Here is a 26,014-nt window from a genome sequence, read left to right as displayed (position 1 = left end):
TGCCGTCGGGAGAGGGGGTAAACCGAGGGAGCCGGAGCGTTTCTTTGACTATCGCCGTAAAACATCGCGTCTTGTTGACGCTGTTCATGCTGTTGCTGCTGGCCGCGTTCGGCCTGCCGTTCCTCAGTTATGCCCCCAATCGCCTGTTGTCGGGCAAAAGCCTCTCCTTGTTCTCCCTGCTGCACGGCCCGGCGCTGTGGCTGCTGTTGCCGCTGGCGGCATTGGCGATCCTCAGCCTGTTGCCGCCGACGCGGGGGCGGGCGCTGCTGGCGGCGCTGGCCGCCTGCGGGGTGCTGACGCTGGCCTTCTGGATTAGCGGGCAGGCCGCCGAACGCCTGGCGCAGGAGGGATCGCGCCTGGCGCGCACCTCCTGGGGCAGCGGATGCTGGCTGACGATGGCGCTGAGCCTGCTGATCGCCGCCGACGCCATGGCGCGCATCACCGCGTCGCACCTGTGGCGCATGCTGGGCAACGCGCTGGTGCTGGTGCCATCGGCGCTGCTGCTGTTCGGGCATCAGCTCGATCAGCTGTCGCTGCTGAAGGAGTACCACAATCGCCAGGAGGTGTTTGACGCCGCGCTGTTGCAGCACCTGACGATTCTGCTGGCGACGATGGCGCCGGCGCTGGCGATCGGCGTGCCGCTCGGGGTGCTGTGCTTTCGCTCCGAACGCTGGCAGCGGCCGATTTTCTCCGCGCTGAACATTATCCAGACCGTGCCGTCCATCGCGCTGTTCGGCCTGCTGATCGCGCCATTGGCGGGGCTGGCGACGGCGGTGCCCTGGCTGGCGGAGCACGGCGTCAGCGGCATCGGCATGGCGCCGGCGATCGTGGCGCTGGTGCTGTACGCGCTGTTGCCGCTGGTGCGCAGCGTGGTGGCGGGGCTGCAAAGCGTGCCGGCCGGGGTGATCGAATCCGCCACCGGCATGGGGCTGACGCGCGGGCAGATCTTCCTGCGCGTGCAGCTGCCGTTGGCGCTGCCGCTGTTCCTGACCGGCGTACGCGTTCTGGCGGTGCAAACCGTCGGCATGGCGGTGGTGGCGGCGCTGATCGGCGCCGGCGGCTTTGGCGCCATCGTGTTCCAGGGGCTGCTCAGCAGCGCGCTGGATCTGGTTTTGCTGGGGGTGATCCCGGTGGTCATGATGGCGGTCATCGTCGATTCGCTGTTTAAATTTTGGGTTTCAATCCTGGACGTATCGCGCCGATGATTCACTTTGAGCAAGTCAGCAAAATTTTTCAGGGCAAGCCGGCGGTCGACGATCTCACGCTGCACATCGCCGAGGGCGAATTCACCGTGTTGATCGGCACCTCGGGTTCCGGCAAGTCCACGACGTTAAAAATGATCAATCGCCTGATCGAACACGATCGGGGCAAGATTCTCTTTGCCGGCGCAGAGATCCAGTCGTTCAAACCGCAGGATCTGCGGCGGCGCATGGGCTATGCGATCCAGTCGATCGGCCTGTTCCCGCACTGGACGGTGGAGGAGAACATCGCCACCGTGCCGCAGCTGCTGAAATGGCCGCGTGCGCGCATTCGCGATCGGGTGACCGAGTTGCTGGAGCTGTTGCACCTGGAGCCGGATCTGTTTCGCCGCCGCTATCCGCACCAGCTGTCCGGCGGGCAGCAGCAGCGGGTGGGGGTGGCGCGTGCGCTGGCCGCCGATCCCGAGGTGTTGCTGATGGACGAACCGTTCGGCGCGCTGGATCCGGTCACCCGCGCGGCGCTGCAGGCGGAGATCGCGCGCATTCATCAGCTCTCCGGTCGCACTATCGTGCTGGTGACGCACGACATCGATGAAGCGCTGGGCTTGGCAGACCGCCTGGTGCTGCTCGATCAGGGACGGGTGGTGCAACAGGGCACGCCGCTGGCGTTGCTGACCGCGCCGGCCAACGACTTCGTGCGCGATTTCTTCGGCCGCAGCGATCGCGGCATCAAGCTGCTGTCGCTGGGAACGGTGGCGGAGCGGGTGCGGCCCGGCGCCGCCGAGGGCGAGCCGATCGCCGCCGCCATGAGCCTGCGCGAGGCGCTGTCGGTGTTTGTGGCGCGCGGCAGCGACTGCCTGCCGGTGGTGGATGAACGGGGCGAAGCGTTGGGGGTGTTGCACTTCAACGATCTGATCGCCGGGCAGGCGCTGTCATGAGCGGGCGCGTCTGGCGTCTGCTGCGCGATCCGCTGCCTTGGACGCTGGCGCTGCTGTTGGCGCTGGTGTTCGGCATGGATCGTCTGCGCGGCCTGTTCGCCGCCTGGTTCCCCGATCTGGAGCGGCCCATTTATCAGCAGGACAGCTTTATCGCGCTGGTGGGGGCGCACCTGGCGCTGGTGGCGATCTCCAGCCTGATCGCGGTGGCGCTCGGCGTGGCGGCCGGCGTGGCCGTGACCCGGCGCAGCGGCCGGGAGTTTCGTTCGCTGGTGGAAACGGTGGTGGCGGTGGGGCAGACCTTCCCGCCGGTGGCGGTGCTGGCGGTTGCGGTGCCGGTGATGGGCTTCAGCGAACAGCCGGCGATCATGGCGCTGGTGCTGTACGGCCTGTTGCCAATTCTGCAGGGCACGCTGGCGGGCATCGAATCGGTGCCGCCCGCCACGCGCGAGATTGCCCGCGGCGTGGGGATGAGTGCCTGGCAAATTCTGTGGCGGGTCGAATTGCCGCTGGCGGCGCCGGTGATCGTCGCCGGGATCCGTACGTCGGTGATCATCAACATCGGCACGGCGGCCATCGCTTCCACCGTCGGCACCAAGACGCTCGGCTCGCCGATCATCATTGGTCTGAGCGGGTTTAACACCGCCTATGTGATCCAGGGCGCGGCGGTGGTGGCGTTGTTGGCTATTATCACCGATATGCTGTTCGAACGTTGGGTGCGTTATCTCACCGCCTGGCGTCAGCAGACGCTGGCGACCACTCCGGCGGGATAAGGGGGAAATGATGCAGGTGTCTCTACCGATGTACGGCGTTGGCCGGGAGCAGGCCGAATCCTTCTGGCAGGTATTGCGCGACAAGCTGCTGCGGCTGGGGCTGCCGGCGGCGCCGGAGCGGCTCAGCTGGCCGGACGATCTGGCACAGCACTGGCGGCGCGACGATCTGCTGCTCAGCCAAACCTGCGGTTATCCGTTGGTCAGCACCTTGCCGCAGGTGCAGCTGATCGGCACCTACCATTATCGGGTTGAAGGGTGCGACGGGCCGAATTACCGCAGTTGGCTGGTGGTGCGCGCGGGCGATCCCGGCGAACGGCTGGCGGATTTTCGCGGCCGAACGGTGGCCTATAACAGCACCGATTCCCAGTCCGGCTACAACGGCCTGCGCACGCTGATCGCACCGCTGGCGCAGGACGGGAAATTCTTTGGTGCGGCGATTGCCTCCGGCGCGCATTATCAGTCGCTGAAGCTGATCCGCAGCGGGCAGGCGGATATCGCCGCCATCGATTCGATCAGCATGGAACTGCTGCGCCGTGCGCAGCCGCAGGCGCTGGAGGGGCTGAAAATCATCGGCCGCACGGCGGCGGTGCCCGGCCTGCCGCTGATCACTGCGGCGGGTACGCCGCCGGAACAGGTGGAAATCCTGCGCGCCGGCGCCCGGGCGATGCTGGATGAGGCGGTCAGCGACCGCCTGCTGATCGGCGATTTCAGCCTGGTGCCGCGTTCGGCCTACCAGATTATCCGCGTGCTGGAACAGCAGGCCGCCGCGCAGGGCGTGACGGCGCTCTAGCCACCGTTACAGCAGGCCGCCGCCGTCGATGTCGATCACGCTGCCGGTCACGAAGCCGTTCTCCATCGCCAGCAGGTAACCCGCCGCGACGTCGGCCGGCTGGCCGACCCTGCCGACCGGCAGGCTGCCGCCAACCCGTTCGAACAGCGCCTGACGCTGCGCGGCGCTCATGCCGTCATAGGCTTCGGTGGCGGTGATGCCGGGGCTGACCACGTTCACCCGCCGCGGCGCCAGCTCCTTCGCCAGCTGCTTGCCGGCCGCTTCCAGCGCGGCGTTGATGGCGGTTTTGACCAGCTGACCGCCGAGGTATTTACGCGACAGCTGGCCGGAAGTCAGGGTGATGGAACCCTGCGGCGCCAGCGTCGGCAGCGCCGCCTGCACTGCGCGCAAACTGCCCCAGAATTTGACGTTGAAGTCGGCCTGCGCCTGTTCCAGGGTGGTCTCCGCCAGCGGCTTCGCTGCCACCAGCGGCCCGGCGGTGATCACCAGATGGTCGAAAGCGCCGACGGCGGCAAACAGCGCGCGCAGCGACGCTTCATCGGCCAGATCGGCCTGCATCAGGCGCAGCGCGCCGTTCTTCTCTCCGGCGTGGGGCAGGCGGCGCGAAGCCAGCACCACTTCAGCGCCGCGCGCCGCCGCCGCGTAGGCCACCGCGGCGCCAATGCCGCTGGTACCGCCCAGGATCACCAGTTTTTGTCGTTTCAGGGGGGAATCGGGAATCGTCATGTTAAGGCCTCTTTTAGGGTAAGTTTCAACGGGATCTATCTTTCCTGATTGAAAATGACCTAACAATCGGCCTTGCTGACAAACACTTATTAATATTTTTTAAAGATTACGCGGCGCTAAAGCGGGCGTTTAACTTCTGATCCACGATAATTTCGAAGTCGGTAAACAGCGCCCGGGGTTTTATCGAGCGCCCCTGTTTTTCCAGTGACACCAGGCCGTGCCCGCTCAGCGTTTTCAGCGTGGTTGACAGGTTGCTGACCTGGCGGCCGGACAGTTCGGCCAGCTGGCTGATGGTCTCGGGGCGGGCGGTGTCGATAAGACGCAGCAGGGCGATATTCTCGTTGCTGAGCACCTGGGCCAGCGCGATCATCGACGTGAACCAGACTTTGGGTTCACGTTCCTGCGGCTGGTATTCTCCTTTCGCGATCGCCAGTATGCGCTTGCGAATCAGTTCTTCAGGCATCACGCCAATCAATGCTTTCATCATCAACCTCGATTTTCTCTCTTGCGTATGACTTCATCTATCCGGGTAAAAAAATCCTCCACCAACTGATAGGCGGAATAAAACTCGTAGGGTGAACCTTTGTCCGTCGGGAATCATGTTGATGATCGTAAACGACGCGGCCTGAAAATTTTCCTTTGCGAGGGGTTTTAATGGCATGCGCGTTGTCTATGCCAAAAACCCAGGTATTGTGGTTATCATGCAGGGTCAAATTGTAACGGATGCCGTGAGGGATAAAGGCGGTTTGGGTCACCGTCCAGGCCTCAATCTTCCACCAATAGCCATCTTCACGATTGACCCGCGTGCCGTGCAGGCTAAGGATGTAGTCCAGTCCATTGTGTTCATCCATTGATCGAAACTCCATTTGTTATGACTTAATCATAACTATTGGGCGTTTTATCGTCAATCCGTTACGCCGTGAAACCGGCTCTCCAAGAAGGGAAACGCATGACCTCATTTGTCGATCTCGAGGTGTTTGTCCGCACGGTGGACGGCGGCAGTTTTTCCGCCGCGGCGCGCGCGCTGGATATCACGCCGGCGGCGGCCAGCGTCGCGGTGAAAAGGCTGGAGCAGCAGCTGGGCGCGCGGCTGCTGGTGCGTTCCACCCGCAGCCTGCGGTTGACGGAGGAGGGCGCGCGCTATCTCGACAGCGCGCGCCTGGCGCTGGGGGCGTTGGCCGAAGGGGAGCAGGCGATCCGCGAAAAGCATCAGGGGCTGTCCGGGGTGCTGCAGATTTCCGCGCCGTCGGATTTTGGCCGCAATCTGCTGCTCTGTTGGCTGGACGAGTTCCGGCTACAGCATCCGCATATTCAGCTGCAGCTTTTGATCAACGATCGGCAGGCCGATCTGTTGCGCGAACCGGTGGACGTAGCGTTGCGTTTCGGGCCGCTGGCCGACTCTTCGCTGGTGGCGCTGCCGGTTTTGCCGCAGCACCGGCGGCTGATCTGCGCCAGCCCGGATTACCTGCGGCGGCACGGCACGCCGCAAACGCCGGCCGATTTGGCCCGGCACAGCATTCTGGTGTATCAGCCCAGCGGCAAACGGCAGGTGGAATGGCGGCTGTGGCGCGGTGAGGAGCTGGTCGAAGTGCCGCTGAACGGCAGCTATTTTACCGATGACGGCGAGATCGCGCGGCGTTGGGCGCTGGCCGGCCACGGCGTGGTGCGCAAGTCGGCGATCGACGTGGTGGCGGATATTCGCGCCGGGCGGCTGGTGCAGCTGTTGCCGGAATGGCGCAGCGACGCGGTGCCGATCAATCTGCTTTGCCCGCATCGCTCGCAGGTGTCGGAACGCGTCAGGCAACTGCAGCGCTTTTTACAGCAGCGCTGCCAGCGCTGGATGGACGATCACTTGGCCTGAAGGGTTTCGGTTTGCGCCGGCGTGGCGGCGGCATCCCCGGCGGGCGCGCTTTCTTCGTGCGGGGTGGTAGAACGGGTGTAGATGTTCAGCCCGGCGAGAAATACGCCGCCCAAAGAACCGAAGGCGCACAGGGCGATGACGATGACGAACGCTTTTTTCAGCATAGGAATAATTTCGCAGGTTGCTTGGAACAGCGGGAATTATAGCCCCTTCGCCGGGTGAAACAAGAATCGTTTTTAACGGCGGCCCACAGACCGCCCTTTGCGATCGCTACCGTTCGCTGTCGATGGCCTGCACGCGTGCCGGGCGGGTGAACAGGTATTTCCCCAGCGTCACCAGCACCACCGCTGCCACGATGATCACCAGCGCCAGCCACTCGCGCGGCGCCAGCGATTCGCCGGCAAAGCCGATGCCGAGCAGCACCGCCACCACCGGATTGACGTAGGCGTAGCTGGTAGCGACCGCCGGGCGCACGTTCTTCAACAAGAACATATAGGCGCTGATCGCCAGCATCGAGCCGAAGACGATCAGATACCCCAGCGCCAGAAAGCCGCTGGTGCTCGGCATCTGCGCCAGGTGCTCGCCGCTCAGCCAACTGGCGACCAATAACACCACGCCGGCGACCAGCATCTCCGCCGCGCCGGCCATCGGCCCGGCCGGCAGCGAGATGCGCGATCCCAATACCGATCCGAAGGCCCAGCTGGCCGACGCCAGCAAAATGAGCAGCGCACCGGTCGGGTTGCCCACCAGGTTGTTGCCGGTGTTGAGCAGCACGATGCCCACCAGCCCGAGCGCGATGCCGGCCCATTCCAGTTTGGTGTTGCGCATGCCCCACAGCAGGCTGAAGCAGAGAGTGAACAGCGGCACCGTCGCCACCATCACCGCGGCAATGCCGGACGGCACGTGTTGGTGTTCCGCCACCGTCACCAGGCCGTTGCCCACCGCCAGCAGCAGAATGCCGATGGCGCCGGCGGCCAGCCACTGCTTCGGCGTCGGCAGCGCGTGGCCGCGCCAGGCCAGGAAAGCGAACAGCACGATGCCGGCCGTCAGAAAGCGAATGCCGGCCATCATCAGCGGCGGCCACTGCGCGACGCCGAGGCGAATGACGAAGTAGGTGGAGCCCCAAACGATATATAACGTGAACAACGCCCCGATCAACGGCAGGACGCTACGGCTTTGTTGGCTAAGCATAGGGATTGTGTTTTTGCAGGGGTGATTATTATTAGAACGCTCAGTAAACCCGATCGGGCAACGGATAAGCAATGGCTTTCGGCATTATTTTTCCCGGCTGCCGCAAGCGGTTCAGCTGTCCTGCCGTTTCCACCGTAGCCAGCTGACGGCCGGCAGGTAAATCGACCAGCCGACGGCCAGCAGCAGCAGCATGAACTCCGGCGGCACGCCGGGCAGCAAGGCGTCCAGCTTCCAGGACACGGCGTAGGCGAAGGGGCCGACGGCGGCACCCAGCACCGCCAGCGGCCAGGGGGCCGCTCTGACCACGTCCAGCAGCCAATACCACCAGCAGCCGAAGCCGATCCATAGCGCGACGGTCCAGAGCGGCAGGCCGTGTTGTCCGCTGTAATGCAGCACGCCGCTGTAGCTCCATAGCCCATCCATGCCGATACCGCCCAGGGCGGCCAGGGCCGCACCTTTACGGCGGGCGGCGGGGGTAAAGATCAGCGCCAGCGCCGCGCCGGCCAGCAGTATGCCGTTGAGCCGATCGCGAGTCAGCAGCGCCAGCAGCCAGCAGACGCCCAGTCCCAGCGTCGCCAGCCAGAATCCGGCATGCGGCTTCTTCATCGTTCAACTCCCGTGGGGTTACTCTGCCGCTGCGCGCGTTAAGCACGCCGACGAATTCGTCAGCGCGGGCGCAAGGCCCGCCGTTTGCCTGAATGTTCGATAATTCAACCTTAGAAGGGAAGGTGCGGGGTGCACAAGCAGAATAATCTGTACCGGTTGAAAACGTGGGCAAAATCCGCTGTTACAGGAGCGAAATGCGATAGGCGCAGCGGCGCGAGCCGGCCAGAATGTGTTCGGCGCGCTCCACCTGCGCCTGCAGCACCTCGGTGAAGATGCTCAGCTCCGCCCGGCAGAAACCCTGGCAGACAGCCGCGGCGGCGCAGATCGGGCAGTGGTTCTCCACCAGCAGGTAGGCACCGTCCTCCTCCTGGCGCCATTCGGCCATATAGCCTTCGCGGCAGCGGATCTCGGTCAGGCGCGCCACGCGCTCCTGCAGATCGGTGGCGCCGATCATCGCCTGTTTGTAGTTGATGCGGTTTTCCTGCTCGCGGGTCTCGATCAGCACGTCGATCGCCTGTTCGCCCAGCTTGTCGCGCACGGTGCGCAGCAGCTGCACCGTCAGGTCCGCATGGGTGTCGGGAAAGCGCGCGTTGCCGGCCGAGGTCAAATGCCACAGCTGCACCGGGCGGCCCACGCCGCGCGTTTCCGCCACCGCTTCGACCAGCCCTTCTTTCGCCAGCTTGACGAACTGCTGACGGGCCGCCTCACCGGTGGTGCCGAGCACCTTTCCTGCGTCTGAAGCTTGCTGCGGGCCGCGGGTTTTCAATAGCGTCAGCAAGCGGTCACTGACCGATTGTGCGGTGCTGCCGCTATTTTCCAAGTTTATTCTTGACATATTTCTCCGCCTCGCCCTAACTTATTCCAAGATAACTCTTGTTAAATTTAACGCAATCTCATGACCAACTCAATGCCATTCCTCTGAAAACAGGACGACAACCGTGATAACCCATGACGATAGCCGCTGGAGCGACCTTTTCTCCGGCAAAAATGCGGCCAGTGCGATCGCGCTTTCACTCGGCGTAGCGCTGCATGCCATCAATATTCTGGTCGCCACCACCATTCTGCCCTCGGTGGTGCAGGATATCGGCGGGCTGGATCTCTACGCCTGGAACACCACGCTGTTCGTGGTGGCGTCGATCCTCGGCTCCGCGCTGTCGGCCCGCTTGCTCAGCGGCTACGGCGCGCGCAGCGCCTATCTGGTGGCCTCGCTGTTCTTCATCGCCGGGGCGGCGCTGTGCGCGCTGGCACCGAGCATGCCGGTGATGCTGGCTGGCCGCACGGTGCAGGGCTTCGGCGGCGGGCTGATCTTTGCGCTCTCCTACGCGATGATCAACCTGGTGTTCGAGCAGCGGCTGTGGCCGCGCGCCATGGCGCTCATCTCGGCGATGTGGGGCATCGCCACCCTGGTGGGGCCGGCGGTGGGCGGCATTTTCGCCGAGCTGCACGCCTGGCGTTGGGCCTTCGGCATTCTGCTGCCGATCATGGCGCTGTACGCCGCGTTTACCTTCCTGATCCTGCCCAAGGGCAAAGCGCAGCAGGCGGCCGCGCCGTTGCCGGCCGCCCAGCTGCTGCTGTTGACCGTGGCGGTGCTGGTGGTGTCCGCCGGCAGCCTGGCGCACAGCGCCTGGATCAACCTGGCGGGCATCGCGCTCTCGCTGTTGCTGATGGCCTGGCTGCTGAAGCGTGAAGCGCACTCGAGAGCCCGCCTGTTACCGCACGGCGCACTGCGGCGCGGTTCATCGTTGGCGGCGCTCTACATCACGACCGCATTGCTGGTGATCGGCATGACCAGCGAGATCTTCGTGCCTTATTTCCTGCAGCTGCTGCACGGCCAGTCGCCGCTGATCTCCGGCTATATCGCCGCTGCCATGGCCGCCGGCTGGACGCTGTCCGAGATCCTCAGCTCCGGCTGGCGCGGGGCGGGCATTCGCCGGGCGATCGTCAGCGGGCCGCTGTTTGTGCTGGTGGGGCTGCTGGCGCTGGCGATCCTGATGCCGGTGCCGTCCGGTGGCCACTGGCAGGCGCTGGCGCCGATCGTCATTGCGCTGCTGCTGGTGGGGTTCGGCATCGGCTTCGGTTGGCCGCACCTGCTGACGCGCATTTTGCAGGTGGCGCCTGAGGCGGACAAAGACATCGCCGGCGCTTCCATTACCACGGTGCAGCTGTTCGCCACCGCGTTCGGGGCGGCGCTGGCCGGGATGACGGCCAATCTGGCGGGGCTGAACGATCCGGGCGGGGCGGTGGGTGCGGCGTCGGCGGCGCGTTGGCTGTTCCTGGCGTTCGCGCTGGCGCCGCTGCTGGCGGTATTCAGCGCCTGGCGCTGCGCGGCGATCGCGCTGCCGGGCGCCGAGACGGGCAATTTTGTACAAACCCCGCCCTCGCGTGAGTGCTAGAATGGCGCTCATTCAGCGGAGGTAGGCAAGATGAAGGTGGAAGGCGCAGCGCGCAAAGCATCCCGGGAACAGGCCCATTTCATGCACGTCGACGATCTCGGCGGGCTGGAAGTGCTGCAGGCCACCTACCGCCGCCAAACCTTCTCGCGCCACAGCCATGAAGGCTTCTGCGTCGGCGTCATCGACGACGGCGCCCAGCGCTTCTACCGCACCGGCGGCGAACACGTGGCGCCGCTGGGCAGCATCATTCTGGTCAACGCCGACGACATCCACACCGGCAGCTCCGCCACCGAAGAGGGATGGTCGTATCAGGCGATGTACCCGACGCCGGAGCTGCTGGCGTTTTTGTCGCGCGATCTGAAAACCGGCGCCGGCGCGACGCCTTATTTCCCCAACCCGGTGGTGCACGACGTCGGCCTGGCCGGCCAGCTGCGGATGGCGTTCAGCCTGCTGCGCAGCGATGAGAACCGGCTGATGAAAGAAACCATGGTGTTCTCGGCGCTGACCTGGCTGATGCTGCGGCACGGCAAAAGCCGCATCGATCCCGCGCCGCAGAGCCGGGCGCAAAGCCAGGTGGCGCGGGTGAAAGCCTTTCTCGACGATTTCCCCGAGGCGGACATTTCGCTGCTGGAGCTGGCGGAGCGGGTGGCGCTCAGCCCTTATTACCTGCTGCGGCAGTTTCAGCTGGCCACCGGTCTGCCGCCGCACGCCTATCAAATTCAGGCGCGGCTGCGCAAGGCGCGCGGCATGCTGAAGGCCGGCAGCAGCGTGCTGGACAGCGCGCTGAGCTGCGGTTTTCACGATCAAAGCCATTTCCACCGCCATTTTCGCAAGTCGATGGGCATCACGCCGGGCGACTACGTCAAATCGCTGAAATAACCGGGCAATCGGGTGCAATACCCGTGTGCGCCTGCGCCGTAAGCTGGCTTCTTCAACCGAAGGAGAAGCCCATGACTGATTCAATCCCCCTCATCACGCCGCCGTCTGCCCGCCTGCGCCCTGCGCTGCAGGGCGGGGTGGCGATCTTGCCGCTGTGCCTGGCGGTGGTGCCGTGGGGCATACTGGCGGGCTCGATGGCCCTGCAAAACGGCCTGATGCCGGCGCAGGGGCTGGGCATGTCGGCCATCGTGTTCGCCGGGGCGGCGCAGCTGGTGGCGATGGGCATGCTCAAGGGCGGCGCCGGGCTGCTGGCGATCCTGCTGTCGACCTTTTTCGTTACCGCCCAGCATTTTCTCTATGCGCTGCGGCTGCGGGAGCGCATTGCGCCGCTGCCGTTACGCTGGCGGCTGGCCCTGGGATTCTTGCTCACCGATGAACTGTTTGCGCTGACCGGCGAACAGGCGCCGGCGCGTTTCGACCGCTGGTATGCGCTGGGCGCCGGGCTGACCTTTTACCTGTGCTGGTTGCTCTCCACGCTGCTCGGCATCGTAGCCGCCGGCAGCGCCGGGGATCTGGACGGTTATGGGCTGGATTTTTCCATCGCCGCCACCTTTATCGCCATCGTGGTGCCGCTGGTGCGCAGCCTGCCGGTGTTGGCCTGCGTGCTGACCGCTCTGCTGCTTTCCATTGTATTGCACCATTTCCAGACGCCGGGCGCGTTGGCGATCGCCACCGTGACGGCGATGCTGGTCGGGCTGCTGTGCAGCGGGGGGCGCCGATGATCTGGCTGACGATGGTCTTGATGGGGCTGGTGGTGTTCTTCAACCGCTACTGTTTTTTGGCGCCGGGATTGCCGCTGCGCTTATCGCCGCGCGTCAAAACCCTGCTGAGCTTTTCCGTGCCGGCGGTGCTGACGGCAATTTGCGGGCCGATTGTCGCCTTCAGCGGCGACCAGCTGCGCGCCGCGCCGGATAACCCTTACCTGTGGGGGGCGGTATTTGCGGTGATACTGGCATTCTTCCTGCGCAATATGCTGGCGGTGGTGTTGCTGAGCATGTTGATATTCATCGCGCTGCGCGGCATTTTTTAAAATTCGCTTGCCATATCTCTTATTTGAGATTATTTCTCTTATGTGGGATTTTTAAGCGGAGTGTGAGCGATGGATAACGGTTTGGAGACGGCCGATCTGAGGTTGGCGCAGCGGCTGGCGGATTTGCGCCAGCAGCAGGGGGGGTCGCTGGAGGCGCTGGCGCAGCGTACCGGCCTTAGCCGGGCGACGCTCTCGCGGGTGGAGCGCGCCGAAACCAGCCCGACGGCAGCGCTGCTGAACCGGCTGTGTGCCGCCTACGGGGTGACCATGTCGCGCCTGCTGAGCGAAATCGAAGACGAACCGCCGGAGCTGTTGCGGCCGCCGCAGCAACCGGTGTGGGTCGATCGCGCCAGCGGTTTTCACCGTCGCTCCGTTTCCCCGCCTGCCGCGCTGTATAAGGCCGAGTTTATCGAAGCCCGGCTCGATGCCGGCGCGCAGATCGATTACGACCTGCCGTCGATTCCGGCGCTGGAGCATCACCTCTGGCTGCTGTCCGGGCGGCTGGAGCTGACGCTGGAAGGGCGCGTTTTCCGGCTGTCGCCCGGCGATTGCCTGCGCTACCGCCTGTTCGGCGCTTCCCGTTTCCATGTTCCCGGCGATGAGCCGGCCCATTACACGCTCGTTATCTGCAGGCCATAGCCATGATTGAATTGCAACAGTGGGGCGCCGACGCGGCGCAAAACGCCGTGGCCGACCTGGCCGAGATGCTGCACGCCAGCGTGGCGCACGGCGCCAGCATCGGTTTTGTCATGCCTTTTACGCTGGAACAGGCGCGGGCGTTTTGGCAGGGGCTACTGCCGGCCCTGGCGCGGGGAGAGCGCGCGATGCTGGTGGCGCTCGCCAACGGGCGGCCGGTCGGCACCGTGCAACTGTTGTTGGCGATGCCGGACAACGGCCGCCACCGGGCGGAAGTGGTCAAGCTGATGGTGCACCCGCAGGCGCGGCGGCAGGGCGTCGCGCGGCTGTTGATGCAGGAAGTGCAGGCGCTGGCGGCACATCATCGCCGCAGCCTGTTGGTGCTGGATACCCTGAGCGGCAGCGCGGCGCAGGGGTTGTACCGCCAATTGGGATTCGAAGCGGCGGGCGACATCCCGCAATACGCCCGCGCCAGCGACGGCGGGGCATTGGAGGCCACCTGCTATATGTACAAACTGCTGTGAGGCTTAGCGCCCGCTCCAGGCTTTGATCGCCTGTTGGCGCACCTGCAGCTTCTGCTGCGGCGTCAGCTTGTTATAGTCACGGGCCAGCCCGCTTTCCCAATCGCCGTACATGGGGTTGGGCAGCACGATGAATTCGGTGCCGAACTTGCCCTGGTTCTCGCTGACGAACGCCCGGCGCTGCGCATTGTCCTTGTGGTAAGTCGCGGCGCCAAAGTCGTTCAGGTTGTCGCCCGCGTACACCACGATGTCATAGCCGGCTTGTTTGATGGCGTCGAAGCGCGCCTGCTTATTGGCGGTGTCGGTGCTGAGCAGCACGGTCTTTTCCGACATGCCGGTGAAACCGAGCTTCTGCATGTTGGCCACCGTGGCGCCGTATGCGCTCTGCTTGCGGTTCGAGACGTAGAACATCGTCCCCTGATGGGCGTTAACGTAGCGGGCGAACGACACTGCGCCCGGTACCGCGCCGGCCTGTTCGGCCTGCGTCCATTTGGCCCAGGTGGCGCCGTCGTACGGCTGGCCCTGCTGCGCCTGCCAGCCGGAGTAGGCGCTGTTGTCCAGCAGGGTTTCATCCAGATCGACCACCACCGCCTTTTTACGGCCCGGTGCGGCCCTGGCTTGATCGAAGGCGCGCTGGGCGCTGTTGAACGCCTGATGCGCCAACGCCTGGTATTCGCCGGACTGTTGGAACCAGTTCACCGCCAGCACCGACTGATCCGCCAGCCGTTGCTGGGCCTGGGCGTCGGTGTGCGGCGGCTGCGCGCAACCGGCCAACGTCAGCAGCGCGACGCCGACCGCCGCGCCGAGGGTGAGTTTCCTTGCCTGTTTTCCTGCCATCGTTATCTCTCTCGGTTTTATTCTTGTGGGCTGTCCAGCAGCATATCCATCTCGAACTGGCGCAGGGGATCCTGCCGCCAGCCAAGATGCGTAAAGAAGGGGGCGGCCACTTCGGGTACAAAGACGTTGGCGGTCAGCGGCCAAGGGGCGAAGCGCGCTTGCAGCGCAGCCAGCAAGGTGCGCGCATGCCCCTGGCCGCGGTGCTGCGGCGGCACGTAGATCAGGCGCAGCCAGCAGTGCTCGGCGCCGGGCATCACCACGGCGTAGGCTTGACGATTGAGCGTATAGGCTTGCGGTTTGCCCGGCAGCTTGAACAGCGATTCGGGGGCGATCAGCCAGGGCAGGTCGGTGGCGCCTTCCGCAGTCAGGCGATGGCTGACGGTCAGCGGATCGACCGCCTGCAGCGCCGCCGTGCCTGGCGGCACTTGTGCCGGCGCCTGGTGGCCGGTCAGGGTACGCACGATGCGCAGCCCGGCGCGGTGGTACAGCGCCAGCGCGGCGTCGTTGCCTTCGATCACTTCCAGCGACAGCCGCCGGTCGCCGCGTTGGCGGGCTCCTGCCATCAGCCGCTGCATCAGCGCCTTGCCCAGCCCCTGGCCGCGCATCTCCGGGCGCACGGAAAAGGCCGCGATCCGGCTGTGCCGGCCGCGGCGGGCGATCAGCGCCAGCGCCACCGGTTGATTGCGGTGGGTGACGATCAGGCTGTCGTTCAGGCTGAGGTCTTCGGCACCGAAGCGCGCGGCGAAGGTCGGTCCGTCGAGCGCGAAGCGCACGATGTAGTTTTCAAAACAGTGGCTGAGGATTTTCGCCAGTTCGTCGCTGCTGTAACGCAAGGCGTTGTGGTAGTCGAAGCGTCCGTCGTGATGCATGGCTGATTCCGCTCGGGGGAAAGCTATACATGTAGACCCGTTTGTTTGGCAAGGCAAGCGGGGGAATTCGTTGGCGGGAAAATAAAAACAAAAGAGCCGGGCGCAGCCGCCCGGCGAAATAAAACTCTGGGTATCAAGTGACGCTAAAGTTTGCAGTGGTGGTTATTCATTCATCACATCAGAACTGGTAGGTCAGGGCGACGGCAATCACGTTGTCGTCTTTCAGACCCAGTTTGTTATTGCTGTCGAGCTGGTTGATTTTATAATCGACATAGGTCGACATGTTCTTGTTGAAATAGTAGTAGGCGCCCACATCGATATATTTCACCAGGTCGGTATCGCCGATGCCTTCAATATCTTTGCCTTTCTGCTGAACGTAGCCCAGCGATGGACGCAGACCGAAATCGAACTGATATTGTGCAACCAGTTCCAGGCCTTCCGCTTTATTGGCGAAGCCGCTGACGGAGGTGGAGCGGTTATTGATGGTGGCGGTGCCGGAAATAGGCGCGATGTTGCGGCTTTCCGAGTAGGTGGCGGCCAGGTAAACATCGTTGTTGTCGTATTTCAGACCGGCGGCCCAGATATCGGCCTTGTCGCCTTTGCCGAAGGTGCCCGCTTTTTGGCTGGCGGTTCGGTTGGAAGAGGCATAGGCGGCGCCCACGCTCAGGCCGTCGATAATTTCATAGCTGGAGGAGAGGCCCCAGCCGTCGCCGTTCGCCTTGCTGGCAGAGCGGCCGTCGTTTTCGTTCTTGCCCTGGTACTGCACGGCGAATTTCAGGCCGTCAACCAGACCGAAGAAGTTGTTATTACGGTAGGTGGCCACGCCGTTGGTGCGGCCGTTCATGAAGTTGTCGGTCTTGACGTAAGCGTCGTCGCCGAATTCAGGCAGCATATCCGTCCAGGCGCCGACGTCGTAAATAATGCCGTAGTTGCGACCGTAGTCGAAAGAACCGAAGTCTTTATATTTCAGGCCGGCGAAGCCCAGACGCGTTTTGGTGTCTTTGGTACCGTCGGATTCAGAATGGTTGGCGGCGATCTGATATTCCCACTGGCCGTAACCGGTCAGCATGTCATTAATCTGGGTCGCGCCTTTAAAGCCGATACGGACGTAGGTTTTATCACCGTCGTTGCCGGCATCATCGGAGAAATAATGCAGGGCTTTTACACGGCCGTAAAAATCGAGTTTGTTGCCGTCTTTATTGTAGATTTCTGCTGCCTGTGCCGCTTGCGCAAGTAAAAGTGCCGGAATAATAACGGCCAGAAGATTACGTTTCATGAGTTACCCTGCTTTATTCGATTGAAAGACGCTTATCATCAGTTGCATTGCTGTTTTACTGTGCCGCCTGATTGTTTGCGGCGGAGAATTTTTACCGTAGTAATGTGATCTATTTATGACAAAAAATTCATTTTTATGTCGAACGATTAAAAAAGTCGCGCAAAGGGTGAATTTTTTCTTCAGCCGACGGTCGGTGGCTGGTCTACAGTTACCGATACCTTGTTCCGCTGCGGGAGGAATCATGCACGATACTTATACGTTGTTCGGTACGCAGGGCTGTGGCTCGACGATCGTGGCCGCCGCGTTGGCGCTGACCGCTTTTCCCTGGGGCTACGAGGAAGTGGATTACACGCAGGACGGCCCGGAGCGGGACCGCCTGTTAGCCCTGAACCCGCTGGGTCAGGTGCCCACCTTAGTGTTGCCCAATGACGAAGTGATGACGGAGAGTGCGGCGATTATCCTGCTGCTGCACGATCGCGCACCGCACGCCGAGCTGGCGCCACCCGGCGGTTCGCCGCTGTTGCCGCGTTTTCTGCGCTGGCTGCTGTTCATCAACGCGGAGATTTACCCCACCTTCACCTATGCCGACCATCCGCAGCGCTGGCAGCCGCAGGCGGCGGGGGCGGAACAGCTGAAAAACGCGGTAATGGCTTATCGCGAGCGTTTATTGCAGCAGCTGAACGCCGCCGCCGGTGCCGCAGGCCCGTGGTTTCTCGGCAAGAGCTTCAGCGCGTTGGATCTGTACGTGGCGGTGATGTGCCACTGGCGGCCGGGTCGCGCGTGGTTCCGGCAACACTGTCCGCGGCTGTACGCCATCGCTGAACGGGTGGAACAGCGGCCGGAGCTGAATGCGCTGCTGAGCGCGCAGTTCGACGGCGTTGCCCCGCTGGAATCCTGAATCCTCCCCGCCGCCCGGCGGGGAACCCTCCCGTTTTTCTGAACCGAGACTGCCGAAAATCCCGATTTTCACCTGCCGCGCCGGCGGGTAGCGTAAGGCTATCCGCAACTGACAGGAGAGTGTGATGCCATCAGAATCCCAGGCCGGCCAACAGGCGTTCGGCGATATTGCCCCCAAGCTGGCGCAGCTCAGCGACCGAGTGTTGTTTGACGATATTTGGCAGCGGCCGGCGCTGAGCCCGCGCGAGCGCAGCCTGATTACCGTCGCCGCGCTGGTGGCGCTCAACCGCGTGGAACAGCTGCCGTTTCACCTGCAGCTGGCGCAGCGCAACGGCGTGACGCGTCAGCAGCTGGCCGAGCTCATCACCCATCTGGCGTTCTACGCCGGCTGGCCCGCGGCGGCGTCGGCCGTGGCGCGCCTGCGCGAGCTGGAACAGGAGGCCAATCATGCCGTTTAGCCGTATCGCCCTGCATCAGGGTAAGTCCGCCGACTATCTGCAAACCCTGTCCGACAGCCTGCATCAGGCGCTGGTGGAGGCCTTTGAGGTGCCGCCGACGGATAAATTTCAGGTGATCGATCAATACCGCCCCGGTGAGCTTATCTACGATCGCGACTATCTCGGCGGGCCGCGCAGCGCGGATTTCGTGCTGTTTTATATCACCGCCGGGCGGCCGCGCGACACCGATACCAAGCGGCGTTTCTACGGGCGGCTGGCGGCGCTGCTGGCGGAAAACCTGCGGCTGCGCCCCGAGGATGTGATGGTGGTGATCACCACCACCCAGTTGGACGAGTGGTCGTTCAGCGCCGGGCGCGCCTCGATGATCGATCCGCAGACGTAACTCGGGCTGACGCCGCGGGCGGTCTGTGGGACAATAGCGCCATCATTTCGTTTAGATAAGAGTTGAATGGCGCTCTCCTCCGCAGTTAAAGATCAGATTGGCCAGTGGTACAAAGCCCTGCAGCAGCAAATACCGGATTTTATTTCCCGCGCGCCCCAGCGCCAGATGATCGCCGAGGTGGCGAAGACGCTGGCCGGTGACTACCCGCGCCATCTGGCGATCGAGGCGCCGACCGGCGTCGGTAAAACGCTGTCTTACCTGATCCCGGGCATCGCCGTCGGGCGGGCGGAGAGCAAACCGCTGGTGGTCAGCACCGCCAACGTGGCGCTGCAGGACCAGATCTACAGCAAAGATTTGCCGCTGCTGAAGAAGATTATCCCCGATCTGAAATTTACCGGCGCCTTTGGCCGCGGGCGCTACGTGTGCCCGCGCAACCTGGCGGCGATGAGCACCGACGTCAGCCAACAGGGCGATCTGACGCTGTTCCTCGACGACGAGCTGGCGCCGTCCAGCGGCGAAGAGCAGGCGCTGTGCCAGAAGCTGACCAAGGCGCTGGCCCGCTTTGAGTGGGACGGGCTGCGCGATCACTATCAACAAAGCATCGACGATCCGCTGTGGGCCAAGCTGAGCACCGACAAGGCCAACTGCCTGGGGCGCAACTGCCACTATATTCGCGAATGTCCGTTCTATATCGCCCGCAAAGAGATCGAGAGCGCCGACGTGGTGGTGGCCAACCACGCCCTGGTGATGGCGGCGCTGGAGACGGAATCGGTGCTGCCGAACCCGAAAGAGCTGCTGCTGGTGCTGGACGAAGGCCACCATTTGCCGGAGGTGGCACGCGACGCGTTGGAGATCGACGGGGAAATTACCGCGCTGTCGACCAATCTGCAGCTGGACATGATCGTGCGGCAGGTCGAGCAGTGCATGACGCAGTACCGGCCGAAGAATCCGCCGGGGCTGGCCAACAGCGAGCGGCTGAAGAACCATTGTGAGGAGCTGCGCGAGCTGGTGCAGATCTTCGAGCATCAGGTCAGCGCCTACCTGCCCGGCGACAGCGTGGCAGCCGAGCACCGTTTTGAAATGGGCGAGCTGCCGGCGGAGATGGTGGAGAGTTGCGCGCGGCTGTTCAAACTGACCGATGCGCTGCGCGGGCTGGCGGAGTTCGTGCTTAACGATCTCACCGAGCAGACCGGCAAGCATGACATCGTGCGCCTGCACCGGTCGATCATTCAGATGAGCCGCACGCTGGGCTATCTGGAAGCGATGAGCAAGCTGTGGCGGCTGGCGGCGCTCGACAAGTCGTCCAACGCGCCGATCTCCAAATGGGTCACGCGCGAGCTGCGCGATAACGTTACCCATCTCTACCTGCACTGCGTCGGCATCCGCGTCAGCGACCAGCTGGAGAAGCTGCTGTGGCGCAAGGTGCCGCACGTGGTGGTCACCTCGGCCACGCTGCGTTCGCTGAACAGCTTCGCGCGTTTGCAGGAGATGAGCGGGTTGAGCGAGAAGGCCGGCGATCGCTTCGAAACGCTCTCTTCGCCGTTCAATCATGTCGAACAGGGCAAGATTGTCATTCCGCAGATGCGCTATGAACCAGCGCTCGCCAACGAGGCGGAGCACCTCGAGGAGATGGCGCGATGTTTCCGCGCCGAGCAAGCGAGCGGCAAACACAAAGGCATGCTGATCCTATTCAGCAGCCACCGGGCGATGCAGACTTTCCTCAGCTACGTGACCGATCTGCGGCTGATGCTGCTGGTGCAGGGCGACCAGCCGCGCTACCGGCTGGTGGAAGAGCACCGCAAGCGGGTGGAGAAGGGCGTCGCCAGCGTGCTGGTGGGGCTGCAATCGTTCGCCGAAGGGTTGGATCTGAAAGGCGAGCTGCTGACCCAGGTACACATTCACAAAATTGCGTTCCCGCCGATCGACAGCCCGGTGATCATTACCGAAGGCGAGTGGCTGAAATCGCTGAAGCGCTATCCGTTCGAAGTGCAGAGCCTGCCGAGCGCCTCGTTCAACCTGATCCAGCAGGTCGGCCGCCTGATCCGCAGCAACCAATGCTACGGCGAGATCGTGATCTACGATCGCCGGCTGTTGACCAAAAACTACGGTTCGCGGCTGTTGGCGTCGCTGCCGGTGTTCCCGATCGAACAGCGCGCGGTGCCGGAGGCCGACAAGGCGCATCTGGCGGCGCTGAAATCCGCCGCTGACGCGGCCAAAAAAGAGAAGAAGCGCGGCAACCCGTTTGCCCGCAAGCGGCGGCGTTAATCAGAGCAGCGGCGGCAGGCGGCGTTTGACCGGCGTGGTTTTCACGATCGAGGTGTTGCTCTGCGCATGCTCGGCCAGCCGATCGAGGGTGTGGTCGAGCTGTTCCATCGAGTGCGCCACCAGCCGCACGATAAAGCAATCTTCGCCGGTCACCTTATCGCACTCGACCACTTCCGGGATCGCCTGAATCAGCTGTTCAACCTTCTTCAGCATGCCCGGCAGCGGCTTGATACGCACCAGTGACTCGAAGGCGTAGCCCACCGCCTGCAGATTGACGTTCAGGGTATAGCCCTGGATCACGCCGCTTTCCTCCAGCCGCCGCAGCCTTTCCGACGTGCTCGGCGATGACAGCCCCACCTGCGCGCTCAGCGTCTTCAACGACGCGCGTGCGTCCTGCGCCAAAAGAGTCAGGATCTGGCGATCGATATCATCCATAACGCCTCCGTTAGGTATTTTCTTTATTATAGCTACGAGAAAAAGGCAGTTAAGCATATCTGCCTTTTTTATGCTATGGAAAGCCGCCCGGCGAAGCCGCAAGCTATGCCTCTGGGCAAGTTTGGAGGAACGCAGAATGAATGCAGAGATAAAACGCGGCTCGCTGGAGATGACGGCGGCGATGCTGATTTCCGGCTCCATCGGCTGGTTTGTGCTGATGTCCGGCCAGCCGGTGGTCAACGTGGTGTTTTGGCGCTGCGCGGTGGGGGCGCTGGTGCTGCTGGCGGTGTGCGGCGCGCTGGGGCAGCTGCGGCGCGATGCGCTGACGCGCGCCACGCTGCTGCTGGCGATCGCCGGCGGCGTCGCGCTGGTGATCAACTGGCTGCTGCTGTTTGCCGCCTATTCCTATGCCTCTATCTCCATCGCCACGGCGGTGTACAACACCCAGCCGTTTATACTGGTGGGGCTGGGGGCGCTGTTTCTGGGGGAGCGGCTGACCGCCCGCAAGCTGCTGTGGCTGGGGCTGGCGTTCGGCGGCATGATGCTGGTGGTGCTGGCGCAGCCGCGGCAGGCAGGGGAACAGAGTCATTATTTGGCGGGCATTGCGCTGGCGCTCGGGGCGGCGTTTTTCTACGCCCTGATGGCGCTGGCGGCCAAGCGGCTGAAGGGCACGCCGCCGCATCTTATTGCGCTGATCCAGGTGGCGGTGGGGGCGGTGATGCTGTTGCCGCTGGTGGATTTCCACGTTTCGGCCAGCGTTGGGCAGTGGGGAATGCTGGCGACGCTCGGCGTGCTGCACACCGGCCTGATGTATGTGTTGATGTACGGCGCCCTGCAGAAGCTGCCGACCAACCTGATCGGCTCACTGTCGTTCATCTACCCGGTCGCCGCCATGCTGGTGGATCGCCTGGCGTTTGGCCACCGCCTGTCGGCGTGGCAGCTGCTGGGCGCGGCGATCATTCTGCTGGCGGCGGCGGGCATGAACCTGCTGGGCGAGCGGCGAGCGCGGCTGCTGCCGGCCTCGGACGGCCGGCGCGCCGGCTGAGCGTCAGACCGGGTGCTTCAAGCGACGCCATAAGGTGGTGCGGCTGATCCCGAGCAACCGGGCGGCGGCGGCGTGGTCGCCCCCACATCGCGCCAGCGCTTCATGAGCGGAGACGGGCACCGCCGGCGTCTCGGGCGGCGTGCCCGCCGCCAGCTCCGGCAGCAGCCACCGCAGCGTCTCGCCGCTGGGTGCGGCGCCGGTGCTCAGCATCAGCGCCAGCCGCTCCATCATGTTGCGCAGTTCGCGCAGGTTGCCGGGCCAGGCGTAATGACCCAGCGCGGCGTAACAGCCGGCTATGGCGGCGCGCAGCGGCCCCGTCAACGGCACGTCGAGCGCCGCCAGCGATTGTTTCAGAAAGTGTTCCGCCAGCAGCGCGATATCGCCGCCGCGCGCCCGCAGCGGCGGCAGCTGCAGCCGCAGGGCGCTCAGGCGGTAGAACAGATCGGCGCGAAAGTCGCCCCGTTGGATCGCCTGCTCCAGGTGGTTGTGGGTGGCGCTGATGACGCGAAAGTCGACCGCCACCGGCTGCTGCCCGCCGACCCGGGTGACGGCCTTCTCTTCCAGCGCGCGCAGCAGCCGGGTTTGCAGGTGCAGCGGCATTTCGCCGATCTCATCCAGAAACAGGGTGCCGCCGTTGGCGGTTTCCAGCAGCCCGCGTCGGCCGCCGCGCCGTGAGCCGGTGAAGGCACCTTCCTCATAGCCGAACAGCTCCGCCTCCAGCAGCGATTCGGCGATGGCGCCGCAGTTGATGGCGACGAACGGCGGCGTCGCGCCCCTGGACGCCGTGCCGCGCCGGGAAAAGTACTCCCGGTGGATCGCCTGCGCCGCCAGCTCCTTGCCGGTGCCGGTTTCCCCTTCAATTAATACCGCCGCCGGCGAACGGGCGTACAGCATGATGGTGCATCGCACCTGCGCCATCTGCGGGGAGTCGCCCTGCAAATCACCCAGCCCGTAGCGCGGCTGCAGGGTATTGCGCGCGGCATAATCGCCGCCGCGTTTGCCGCCGCCCAGCATCAGGCGCGACACGTCCAGCGCATCGCTGAAGGCGGCGCGCAGGGTGGCGGCGGAATAGAGAAAAATGGCGGTGAGCCCGGCCTCTTCCGCCAGATCGCTGATGAGGCCCGCGCCGACCACGGCCTGAATGCCGGCGGCTTTCAGCTCGGCGATCTGGCTGCGCGCATCCTCTTCGGTGACGTAGCTGCGCTGCTCCAGCGGCAGATCGAAGGTTTGCTGGAACTCCAGCAGCGCGGGCAGAGGGGTCTTATAGGTGATGACGCCGATCCGATCGGCGGTTCTGCGCGCCTTGCTCAGCGCCTGCAGCAGATCGAAACCGCCGGGCTTGACCAGGATGACCGGCACCGACAGGCGGCTTTTCAGGTAGGCGCCGTTGGAGCCGGCGGCGATGATGGCGTCGCAAGGCTCGGTCGCCAGGCGGGCGCGGATGTGCTGCACCGCCTCCTCAAAGCCGAGGCGGATCGGGATGATGGTCGCCAGATGGTCGAACTCGAGGCTGATATCCCGGAACAGATCGAACAGGCGGGTGACGGAGACGGTCCAGATCACCGGTTTGTCCGGCGCGCGGGGCGGCGTGATGTGATCGTTCATATTGCTTTACCAAAAATGGAAGAGGCGGCATTAGGTGTAGCCCGGTTTCAGTGATGTTTCAAACGCGTTGCGTGAAACAGCAATTGAAACGTTAACTGAAACGTTTTTTATCCCTTGGCCTGGGTGATGGCGGAGAGCATTTTGTAACTCACTTATTTTTATCGCTTTTAATTTTTCCCCTCACCGAAGTACAACCTGGCCCGCCCCTTGCTTTGTCTGTTTCATCTGGATAATCGGAGAAAACGTCATGACGCTGCGCTCACCCGGGCTCGCCTTTCGTCAGGCCCTGAGTAAAGAAAAACCCCTGCAAATCGCCGGCGCGATCAACGCCAACCATGCGCTGCTGGCCCAGCGGGCCGGCTTCCAGGCCATCTACCTTTCCGGCGGCGGCGTGGCGGCCGGTTCGCTGGGGCTGCCGGATCTGGGCATTTCGACCCTGGACGATGTGCTGACCGACATTCGCCGCATCACCGACGTTTGCCCGCTGCCGCTGCTGGTGGATGTGGACAGCGGTTTCGGCGCTTCGGCGTTCAACGTCGCCCGCACGGTGCGATCGGTGAGCAAGGCCGGGGCGGCGGCGCTGCATATCGAAGATCAGGTCGGCGCCAAGCGCTGCGGCCATCGCCCCAATAAGGCCATTGTCTCCACCGAAGAGATGGTGGATCGCATCAAGGCGGCGGTGGATGCACGCAGCGATCCGGACTTTGTGATCATGGCGCGCACCGACGCGCTGGCGGTGGAGGGACTGGAGGCGGCCATCGAGCGCGCTCAGGCTTACGTGGCGGCCGGGGCCGACATGCTGTTCCCGGAAGCGATCACCGAACTGGGCATGTATCGCCGCTTCGCCGAGGCGACGCAGGTGCCGATCCTGGCCAATATCACCGAATTCGGCGCGACGCCGCTGTTTACCACCGACGAGCTGCGCAGTGCCCAGGTGGATATGGCGCTGTATCCGCTGTCGGCCTTCCGGGCGATGAACCGCGCGGCGGAGCGGGTGTACCGCGCCCTGCGCGAGGAGGGCACGCAGAAAAGCGTCATCGACACCATGCAGACCCGCAACGAGCTGTACGACAGCATCAACTACTATTTGTTTGAAGAGAAACTCGACGCTCTGTTCGCTCGCCAGCGCGACGAATAGGCGCCATTCACGCAGAAGCCAAACGAGGACAGTATGAGCCAAGCGATCCCCCCGCAAAGCCCGACTGGCGATAAGCCGAAAAAATCCGTGGCGTTATCCGGCGTGCCCGCCGGGAATACCGCGCTGTGCTCCGTAGGGCGCAGCGGCAACGATCTGCACTACCGCGGTTACGACATTCTCGATCTCGCGCACCACTGCGAGTTTGAAGAGGTTGCCCACCTGCTGATCCACGGCAAGTTGCCTAACCGCGATGAGCTACAGGCCTATAAACACCGTCTCAAAGCGCTGCGCGGCCTGCCCGCCAGCGTGCGCACGGTGCTCGAGGCGTTGCCGGCGGCGTCTCACCCGATGGACGTGATGCGCACCGGCGTCTCGGCCCTCGGCTGCACGCTGCCGGAAAAAGAACAGCACGGCGCGGCCGGCGCGCGCGACATCGCCGACCGGCTGCTGGCGTCGCTGGGATCGATGCTGCTGTATTGGTATCACTACAGCCACAACGGCGAGCGCATTCAGCCGGAGACCGACGACGATTCCATCGGCGGCCACTTCCTGCACCTGCTGCACGGCGAAGTGCCTTCCGCCAGCTGGGAAGAGGCGATGCACGCGTCGCTGATCCTGTACGCCGAGCATGAGTTTAACGCCTCGACCTTCGCCGGCCGGGTGATCGCCGGCACCGGATCCGACGTCTATTCGGCGATCGTCGGCGCCATTGGCGCGCTGCGCGGGCCGAAGCACGGCGGCGCCAACGAGGTGTCGCTGGAGATCCAGCAACGCTATGAAACGCCGGACGAAGCGGAAGCCGACATTCGCCGCCGCATCGACAACAAAGAGGTGGTGATCGGCTTCGGGCACCCGGTATACACCGTCTCCGATCCGCGCCATCAGGTGATCAAAGAGATCGCGCGGCGCCTGTCGCAGGAAGCGGGCGCGATGAAGCTGTATGACATCGCCGATCGGTTGGAAAGCGTGATGCGCGACACCAAAAAGATGTTCCCCAACCTCGACTGGTTCTCGGCGGTGTCTTATCACCAGCTGGGGGTGCCCACCGAAATGTTCACGCCGCTGTTTGTCATGGCGCGGGTGAGCGGCTGGTCGGCGCACATCATCGAGCAACGGCAGGACAACAAAATCATTCGCCCGTCCGCCAACTATACCGGGCCGGAAGCGCGGGCCTTCGTACCGCTGGATCAGCGCTGAGCGCCGATCG

At 63.9% G+C, this 26,014-nt stretch carries 30 protein-coding genes; 18 read left to right on the top strand and 12 right to left on the bottom strand.

What is annotated here, in order from left to right:
* Positions 1-44: 44 nt before the first annotated feature.
* From M6G53_RS04005 to M6G53_RS03990, 4 genes are read left to right on the top strand one after another with little or no spacing between them, the layout of a single operon-like run.
* A complete protein-coding gene (locus M6G53_RS04005) occupies positions 45-1,205 on the top strand; it encodes an ABC transporter permease (protein WP_253329119.1) in 1,161 nt (386 codons plus the stop codon).
* Positions 1,202-2,137 carry an ABC transporter ATP-binding protein gene (locus M6G53_RS04000; RefSeq protein WP_130018415.1) on the top strand — a complete coding sequence of 312 codons (936 nt, stop codon included), beginning with the start codon at positions 1,202-1,204 and terminating at the stop codon, positions 2,135-2,137. The genes M6G53_RS04005 and M6G53_RS04000 overlap by 4 nt, the downstream gene beginning before the upstream one ends.
* Positions 2,134-2,907, top strand: coding sequence for an ABC transporter permease (locus M6G53_RS03995; RefSeq protein ID WP_253329117.1), 774 nt, complete (start codon positions 2,134-2,136; stop codon positions 2,905-2,907). Before M6G53_RS04000 ends, M6G53_RS03995 begins: the two co-directional genes overlap by 4 nt.
* Positions 2,908-2,935: 28 nt before the next feature.
* Positions 2,936-3,697 carry a phosphate/phosphite/phosphonate ABC transporter substrate-binding protein gene (locus M6G53_RS03990; protein ID WP_253329355.1) on the top strand — a complete coding sequence of 254 codons (762 nt, stop codon included), beginning with the start codon at positions 2,936-2,938 and terminating at the stop codon, positions 3,695-3,697.
* Positions 3,698-3,703: 6 nt separating this feature from the next.
* Here M6G53_RS03990 and M6G53_RS03985 read toward each other — a convergent pair whose 3' ends face one another.
* From M6G53_RS03985 to M6G53_RS03975, 3 genes are all read right to left on the bottom strand, one after another.
* Complete coding sequence (locus M6G53_RS03985; protein ID WP_253329115.1) at positions 3,704-4,423, bottom strand: SDR family oxidoreductase; 720 nt, start codon at positions 4,421-4,423, stop codon at positions 3,704-3,706.
* A 106-nt stretch (positions 4,424-4,529) separates the two neighbouring features.
* The gene (locus M6G53_RS03980; RefSeq protein ID WP_253329112.1) at positions 4,530-4,910 is read right to left on the bottom strand and encodes an HVO_A0114 family putative DNA-binding protein; all 381 of its coding nucleotides are present in this window, start codon (positions 4,908-4,910) and stop codon (positions 4,530-4,532) included.
* 34 nt (positions 4,911-4,944) lie between these two features.
* Positions 4,945-5,274 carry a hypothetical protein gene (locus tag M6G53_RS03975; RefSeq protein ID WP_253329110.1) on the bottom strand — a complete coding sequence of 110 codons (330 nt, stop codon included), beginning with the start codon at positions 5,272-5,274 and terminating at the stop codon, positions 4,945-4,947.
* A gap of 98 nt (positions 5,275-5,372) precedes the next feature.
* Here M6G53_RS03975 and M6G53_RS03970 point away from each other — a divergent pair, with 98 nt between their 5' ends.
* Positions 5,373-6,284, top strand: coding sequence for a LysR family transcriptional regulator (locus M6G53_RS03970; RefSeq protein WP_253329108.1), 912 nt, complete (start codon positions 5,373-5,375; stop codon positions 6,282-6,284).
* Here the strand turns inward: M6G53_RS03970 and M6G53_RS03965 are convergent.
* The 4 genes from M6G53_RS03965 to M6G53_RS03950 all read right to left on the bottom strand — a co-directional run bounded on the left by M6G53_RS03965 (position 6,272) and on the right by M6G53_RS03950 (position 8,916).
* Positions 6,272-6,448 carry a hypothetical protein gene (locus M6G53_RS03965; protein WP_016928550.1) on the bottom strand — a complete coding sequence of 59 codons (177 nt, stop codon included), beginning with the start codon at positions 6,446-6,448 and terminating at the stop codon, positions 6,272-6,274. The two genes, M6G53_RS03970 and M6G53_RS03965, sit on opposite strands and share 13 nt — an antisense overlap.
* A 106-nt stretch (positions 6,449-6,554) precedes the next feature.
* Positions 6,555-7,475, bottom strand: a complete 921-nt coding sequence (gene yedA / locus M6G53_RS03960) for a drug/metabolite exporter YedA (protein WP_253329106.1) — start codon at positions 7,473-7,475, stop codon at positions 6,555-6,557.
* Positions 7,476-7,586: 111 nt separating this feature from the next.
* On the bottom strand, positions 7,587-8,081 hold the full coding sequence (locus M6G53_RS03955; protein ID WP_253329104.1) for a DUF2878 domain-containing protein: 495 nt from the start codon (positions 8,079-8,081) through the stop codon (positions 7,587-7,589).
* A 181-nt stretch (positions 8,082-8,262) separates the two neighbouring features.
* Complete coding sequence (locus tag M6G53_RS03950) at positions 8,263-8,916, bottom strand: helix-turn-helix transcriptional regulator (protein ID WP_253329103.1); 654 nt, start codon at positions 8,914-8,916, stop codon at positions 8,263-8,265.
* 103 nt (positions 8,917-9,019) lie between these two features.
* Here M6G53_RS03950 and M6G53_RS03945 point away from each other — a divergent pair, with 103 nt between their 5' ends.
* The 6 genes from M6G53_RS03945 (at position 9,020) to M6G53_RS03920 (ending at position 13,603) form a co-directional block, all read left to right on the top strand.
* Positions 9,020-10,474, top strand: a complete 1,455-nt coding sequence (locus tag M6G53_RS03945) for an MFS transporter (RefSeq protein WP_253329101.1) — start codon at positions 9,020-9,022, stop codon at positions 10,472-10,474.
* Between the two features lie 30 nt (positions 10,475-10,504).
* Complete coding sequence (locus tag M6G53_RS03940) at positions 10,505-11,353, top strand: AraC family transcriptional regulator (protein WP_253329099.1); 849 nt, start codon at positions 10,505-10,507, stop codon at positions 11,351-11,353.
* Between the two features lie 71 nt (positions 11,354-11,424).
* A complete protein-coding gene (locus M6G53_RS03935) occupies positions 11,425-12,135 on the top strand; it encodes an AzlC family ABC transporter permease (RefSeq protein ID WP_253329097.1) in 711 nt (236 codons plus the stop codon).
* A complete protein-coding gene (locus M6G53_RS03930) occupies positions 12,132-12,443 on the top strand; it encodes an AzlD domain-containing protein (protein ID WP_253329095.1) in 312 nt (103 codons plus the stop codon). Before M6G53_RS03935 ends, M6G53_RS03930 begins: the two co-directional genes overlap by 4 nt.
* A 69-nt stretch (positions 12,444-12,512) precedes the next feature.
* Entirely contained in the window at positions 12,513-13,082 is a 570-nt protein-coding gene (locus M6G53_RS03925) for a helix-turn-helix domain-containing protein (protein WP_253329093.1), read from the top strand.
* 2 nt (positions 13,083-13,084) lie between these two features.
* A complete protein-coding gene (locus M6G53_RS03920; protein WP_253329091.1) occupies positions 13,085-13,603 on the top strand; it encodes a GNAT family N-acetyltransferase in 519 nt (172 codons plus the stop codon).
* 3 nt (positions 13,604-13,606) lie between these two features.
* On the opposite strand, the gene M6G53_RS03915 is transcribed toward M6G53_RS03920, so the two are convergent.
* The 3 genes from M6G53_RS03915 to ompC all read right to left on the bottom strand — a co-directional run bounded on the left by M6G53_RS03915 (position 13,607) and on the right by ompC (position 16,582).
* Positions 13,607-14,437: a 5'-nucleotidase, lipoprotein e(P4) family gene (locus tag M6G53_RS03915; protein ID WP_253329089.1), complete on the bottom strand. Its 831-nt coding sequence runs from the start codon at positions 14,435-14,437 to the stop codon at positions 13,607-13,609.
* A gap of 17 nt (positions 14,438-14,454) precedes the next feature.
* The gene (locus M6G53_RS03910; protein WP_253329087.1) at positions 14,455-15,306 is read right to left on the bottom strand and encodes a GNAT family N-acetyltransferase; all 852 of its coding nucleotides are present in this window, start codon (positions 15,304-15,306) and stop codon (positions 14,455-14,457) included.
* Positions 15,307-15,484: 178 nt separating this feature from the next.
* The gene (gene ompC / locus M6G53_RS03905) at positions 15,485-16,582 is read right to left on the bottom strand and encodes a porin OmpC (RefSeq protein WP_019454643.1); all 1,098 of its coding nucleotides are present in this window, start codon (positions 16,580-16,582) and stop codon (positions 15,485-15,487) included.
* A gap of 241 nt (positions 16,583-16,823) precedes the next feature.
* Here ompC and M6G53_RS03900 point away from each other — a divergent pair, with 241 nt between their 5' ends.
* The 4 genes from M6G53_RS03900 to dinG all read left to right on the top strand — a co-directional run bounded on the left by M6G53_RS03900 (position 16,824) and on the right by dinG (position 20,584).
* Positions 16,824-17,480, top strand: coding sequence for a glutathione S-transferase family protein (locus M6G53_RS03900; protein WP_038880560.1), 657 nt, complete (start codon positions 16,824-16,826; stop codon positions 17,478-17,480).
* A 124-nt stretch (positions 17,481-17,604) separates the two neighbouring features.
* A complete protein-coding gene (locus M6G53_RS03895) occupies positions 17,605-17,937 on the top strand; it encodes a carboxymuconolactone decarboxylase family protein (RefSeq protein WP_049200944.1) in 333 nt (110 codons plus the stop codon).
* Complete coding sequence (locus tag M6G53_RS03890; protein ID WP_047728244.1) at positions 17,927-18,319, top strand: tautomerase family protein; 393 nt, start codon at positions 17,927-17,929, stop codon at positions 18,317-18,319. The genes M6G53_RS03895 and M6G53_RS03890 overlap by 11 nt, the downstream gene beginning before the upstream one ends.
* Positions 18,320-18,385: 66 nt before the next feature.
* The gene (gene dinG, locus M6G53_RS03885) at positions 18,386-20,584 is read left to right on the top strand and encodes an ATP-dependent DNA helicase DinG (RefSeq protein WP_033637643.1); all 2,199 of its coding nucleotides are present in this window, start codon (positions 18,386-18,388) and stop codon (positions 20,582-20,584) included.
* Here the strand turns inward: dinG and M6G53_RS03880 are convergent, their stop codons facing one another.
* Positions 20,585-21,019, bottom strand: a complete 435-nt coding sequence (locus tag M6G53_RS03880) for an Lrp/AsnC family transcriptional regulator (protein ID WP_038880548.1) — start codon at positions 21,017-21,019, stop codon at positions 20,585-20,587.
* Positions 21,020-21,155: 136 nt separating this feature from the next.
* Between M6G53_RS03880 and M6G53_RS03875 the strand changes: the two genes are divergently transcribed.
* A complete protein-coding gene (locus M6G53_RS03875; protein ID WP_060421219.1) occupies positions 21,156-22,064 on the top strand; it encodes a DMT family transporter in 909 nt (302 codons plus the stop codon).
* Positions 22,065-22,067: 3 nt separating this feature from the next.
* Here M6G53_RS03875 and prpR read toward each other — a convergent pair whose 3' ends face one another.
* The gene (prpR, locus tag M6G53_RS03870; protein WP_253329085.1) at positions 22,068-23,669 is read right to left on the bottom strand and encodes a propionate catabolism operon regulatory protein PrpR; all 1,602 of its coding nucleotides are present in this window, start codon (positions 23,667-23,669) and stop codon (positions 22,068-22,070) included.
* A gap of 247 nt (positions 23,670-23,916) precedes the next feature.
* Here prpR and prpB point away from each other — a divergent pair, with 247 nt between their 5' ends.
* The gene (gene prpB, locus M6G53_RS03865; RefSeq protein WP_253329083.1) at positions 23,917-24,807 is read left to right on the top strand and encodes a methylisocitrate lyase; all 891 of its coding nucleotides are present in this window, start codon (positions 23,917-23,919) and stop codon (positions 24,805-24,807) included.
* A gap of 33 nt (positions 24,808-24,840) precedes the next feature.
* Positions 24,841-26,004: a bifunctional 2-methylcitrate synthase/citrate synthase gene (gene prpC, locus M6G53_RS03860; RefSeq protein WP_253329081.1), complete on the top strand. Its 1,164-nt coding sequence runs from the start codon at positions 24,841-24,843 to the stop codon at positions 26,002-26,004.
* Positions 26,005-26,014 lie beyond the last annotated feature (10 nt).

The organism is Serratia nevei (assembly GCF_024160145.1).
In the GTDB taxonomy this organism is placed as follows: domain Bacteria; phylum Pseudomonadota; class Gammaproteobacteria; order Enterobacterales; family Enterobacteriaceae; genus Serratia; species Serratia nevei_A.
Note: the sequence above shows the minus strand (reverse complement) of the source record. Positions and strands in the feature narration are given on the sequence as shown.

What these genes read in the sequence shown, in the direction of transcription:
- M6G53_RS04000 (WP_130018415.1), top strand. Translation starts at nt 1,202, where the DNA reads ATGATTCACTTTGAGCAAGTCAGCAAAATTTTTCAGGGCAAGCCGGCG.
- M6G53_RS03995 (WP_253329117.1), top strand. Translation starts at nt 2,134, where the DNA reads ATGAGCGGGCGCGTCTGGCGTCTGCTGCGCGATCCGCTGCCTTGGACG.
- M6G53_RS03990 (WP_253329355.1), top strand. Translation starts at nt 2,936, where the DNA reads ATGTACGGCGTTGGCCGGGAGCAGGCCGAATCCTTCTGGCAGGTATTG.
- M6G53_RS03985 (WP_253329115.1), bottom strand. Translation starts at nt 4,423, where the DNA reads ATGACGATTCCCGATTCCCCCCTGAAACGACAAAAACTGGTGATCCTG.
- M6G53_RS03980 (WP_253329112.1), bottom strand. Translation starts at nt 4,910, where the DNA reads ATGATGAAAGCATTGATTGGCGTGATGCCTGAAGAACTGATTCGCAAG.
- M6G53_RS03975 (WP_253329110.1), bottom strand. Translation starts at nt 5,274, where the DNA reads ATGGATGAACACAATGGACTGGACTACATCCTTAGCCTGCACGGCACG.
- M6G53_RS03970 (WP_253329108.1), top strand. Translation starts at nt 5,373, where the DNA reads ATGACCTCATTTGTCGATCTCGAGGTGTTTGTCCGCACGGTGGACGGC.
- M6G53_RS03965 (WP_016928550.1), bottom strand. Translation starts at nt 6,448, where the DNA reads ATGCTGAAAAAAGCGTTCGTCATCGTCATCGCCCTGTGCGCCTTCGGT.
- yedA (WP_253329106.1), bottom strand. Translation starts at nt 7,475, where the DNA reads ATGCTTAGCCAACAAAGCCGTAGCGTCCTGCCGTTGATCGGGGCGTTG.
- M6G53_RS03955 (WP_253329104.1), bottom strand. Translation starts at nt 8,081, where the DNA reads ATGAAGAAGCCGCATGCCGGATTCTGGCTGGCGACGCTGGGACTGGGC.
- M6G53_RS03950 (WP_253329103.1), bottom strand. Translation starts at nt 8,916, where the DNA reads ATGTCAAGAATAAACTTGGAAAATAGCGGCAGCACCGCACAATCGGTC.
- M6G53_RS03940 (WP_253329099.1), top strand. Translation starts at nt 10,505, where the DNA reads ATGAAGGTGGAAGGCGCAGCGCGCAAAGCATCCCGGGAACAGGCCCAT.
- M6G53_RS03935 (WP_253329097.1), top strand. Translation starts at nt 11,425, where the DNA reads ATGACTGATTCAATCCCCCTCATCACGCCGCCGTCTGCCCGCCTGCGC.
- M6G53_RS03930 (WP_253329095.1), top strand. Translation starts at nt 12,132, where the DNA reads ATGATCTGGCTGACGATGGTCTTGATGGGGCTGGTGGTGTTCTTCAAC.
- M6G53_RS03925 (WP_253329093.1), top strand. Translation starts at nt 12,513, where the DNA reads ATGGATAACGGTTTGGAGACGGCCGATCTGAGGTTGGCGCAGCGGCTG.
- M6G53_RS03920 (WP_253329091.1), top strand. Translation starts at nt 13,085, where the DNA reads ATGATTGAATTGCAACAGTGGGGCGCCGACGCGGCGCAAAACGCCGTG.
- M6G53_RS03915 (WP_253329089.1), bottom strand. Translation starts at nt 14,437, where the DNA reads ATGGCAGGAAAACAGGCAAGGAAACTCACCCTCGGCGCGGCGGTCGGC.
- M6G53_RS03910 (WP_253329087.1), bottom strand. Translation starts at nt 15,306, where the DNA reads ATGCATCACGACGGACGCTTCGACTACCACAACGCCTTGCGTTACAGC.
- ompC (WP_019454643.1), bottom strand. Translation starts at nt 16,582, where the DNA reads ATGAAACGTAATCTTCTGGCCGTTATTATTCCGGCACTTTTACTTGCG.
- M6G53_RS03900 (WP_038880560.1), top strand. Translation starts at nt 16,824, where the DNA reads ATGCACGATACTTATACGTTGTTCGGTACGCAGGGCTGTGGCTCGACG.
- M6G53_RS03895 (WP_049200944.1), top strand. Translation starts at nt 17,605, where the DNA reads ATGCCATCAGAATCCCAGGCCGGCCAACAGGCGTTCGGCGATATTGCC.
- M6G53_RS03890 (WP_047728244.1), top strand. Translation starts at nt 17,927, where the DNA reads ATGCCGTTTAGCCGTATCGCCCTGCATCAGGGTAAGTCCGCCGACTAT.
- dinG (WP_033637643.1), top strand. Translation starts at nt 18,386, where the DNA reads ATGGCGCTCTCCTCCGCAGTTAAAGATCAGATTGGCCAGTGGTACAAA.
- M6G53_RS03880 (WP_038880548.1), bottom strand. Translation starts at nt 21,019, where the DNA reads ATGGATGATATCGATCGCCAGATCCTGACTCTTTTGGCGCAGGACGCA.
- M6G53_RS03875 (WP_060421219.1), top strand. Translation starts at nt 21,156, where the DNA reads ATGAATGCAGAGATAAAACGCGGCTCGCTGGAGATGACGGCGGCGATG.
- prpR (WP_253329085.1), bottom strand. Translation starts at nt 23,669, where the DNA reads ATGAACGATCACATCACGCCGCCCCGCGCGCCGGACAAACCGGTGATC.
- prpB (WP_253329083.1), top strand. Translation starts at nt 23,917, where the DNA reads ATGACGCTGCGCTCACCCGGGCTCGCCTTTCGTCAGGCCCTGAGTAAA.
- prpC (WP_253329081.1), top strand. Translation starts at nt 24,841, where the DNA reads ATGAGCCAAGCGATCCCCCCGCAAAGCCCGACTGGCGATAAGCCGAAA.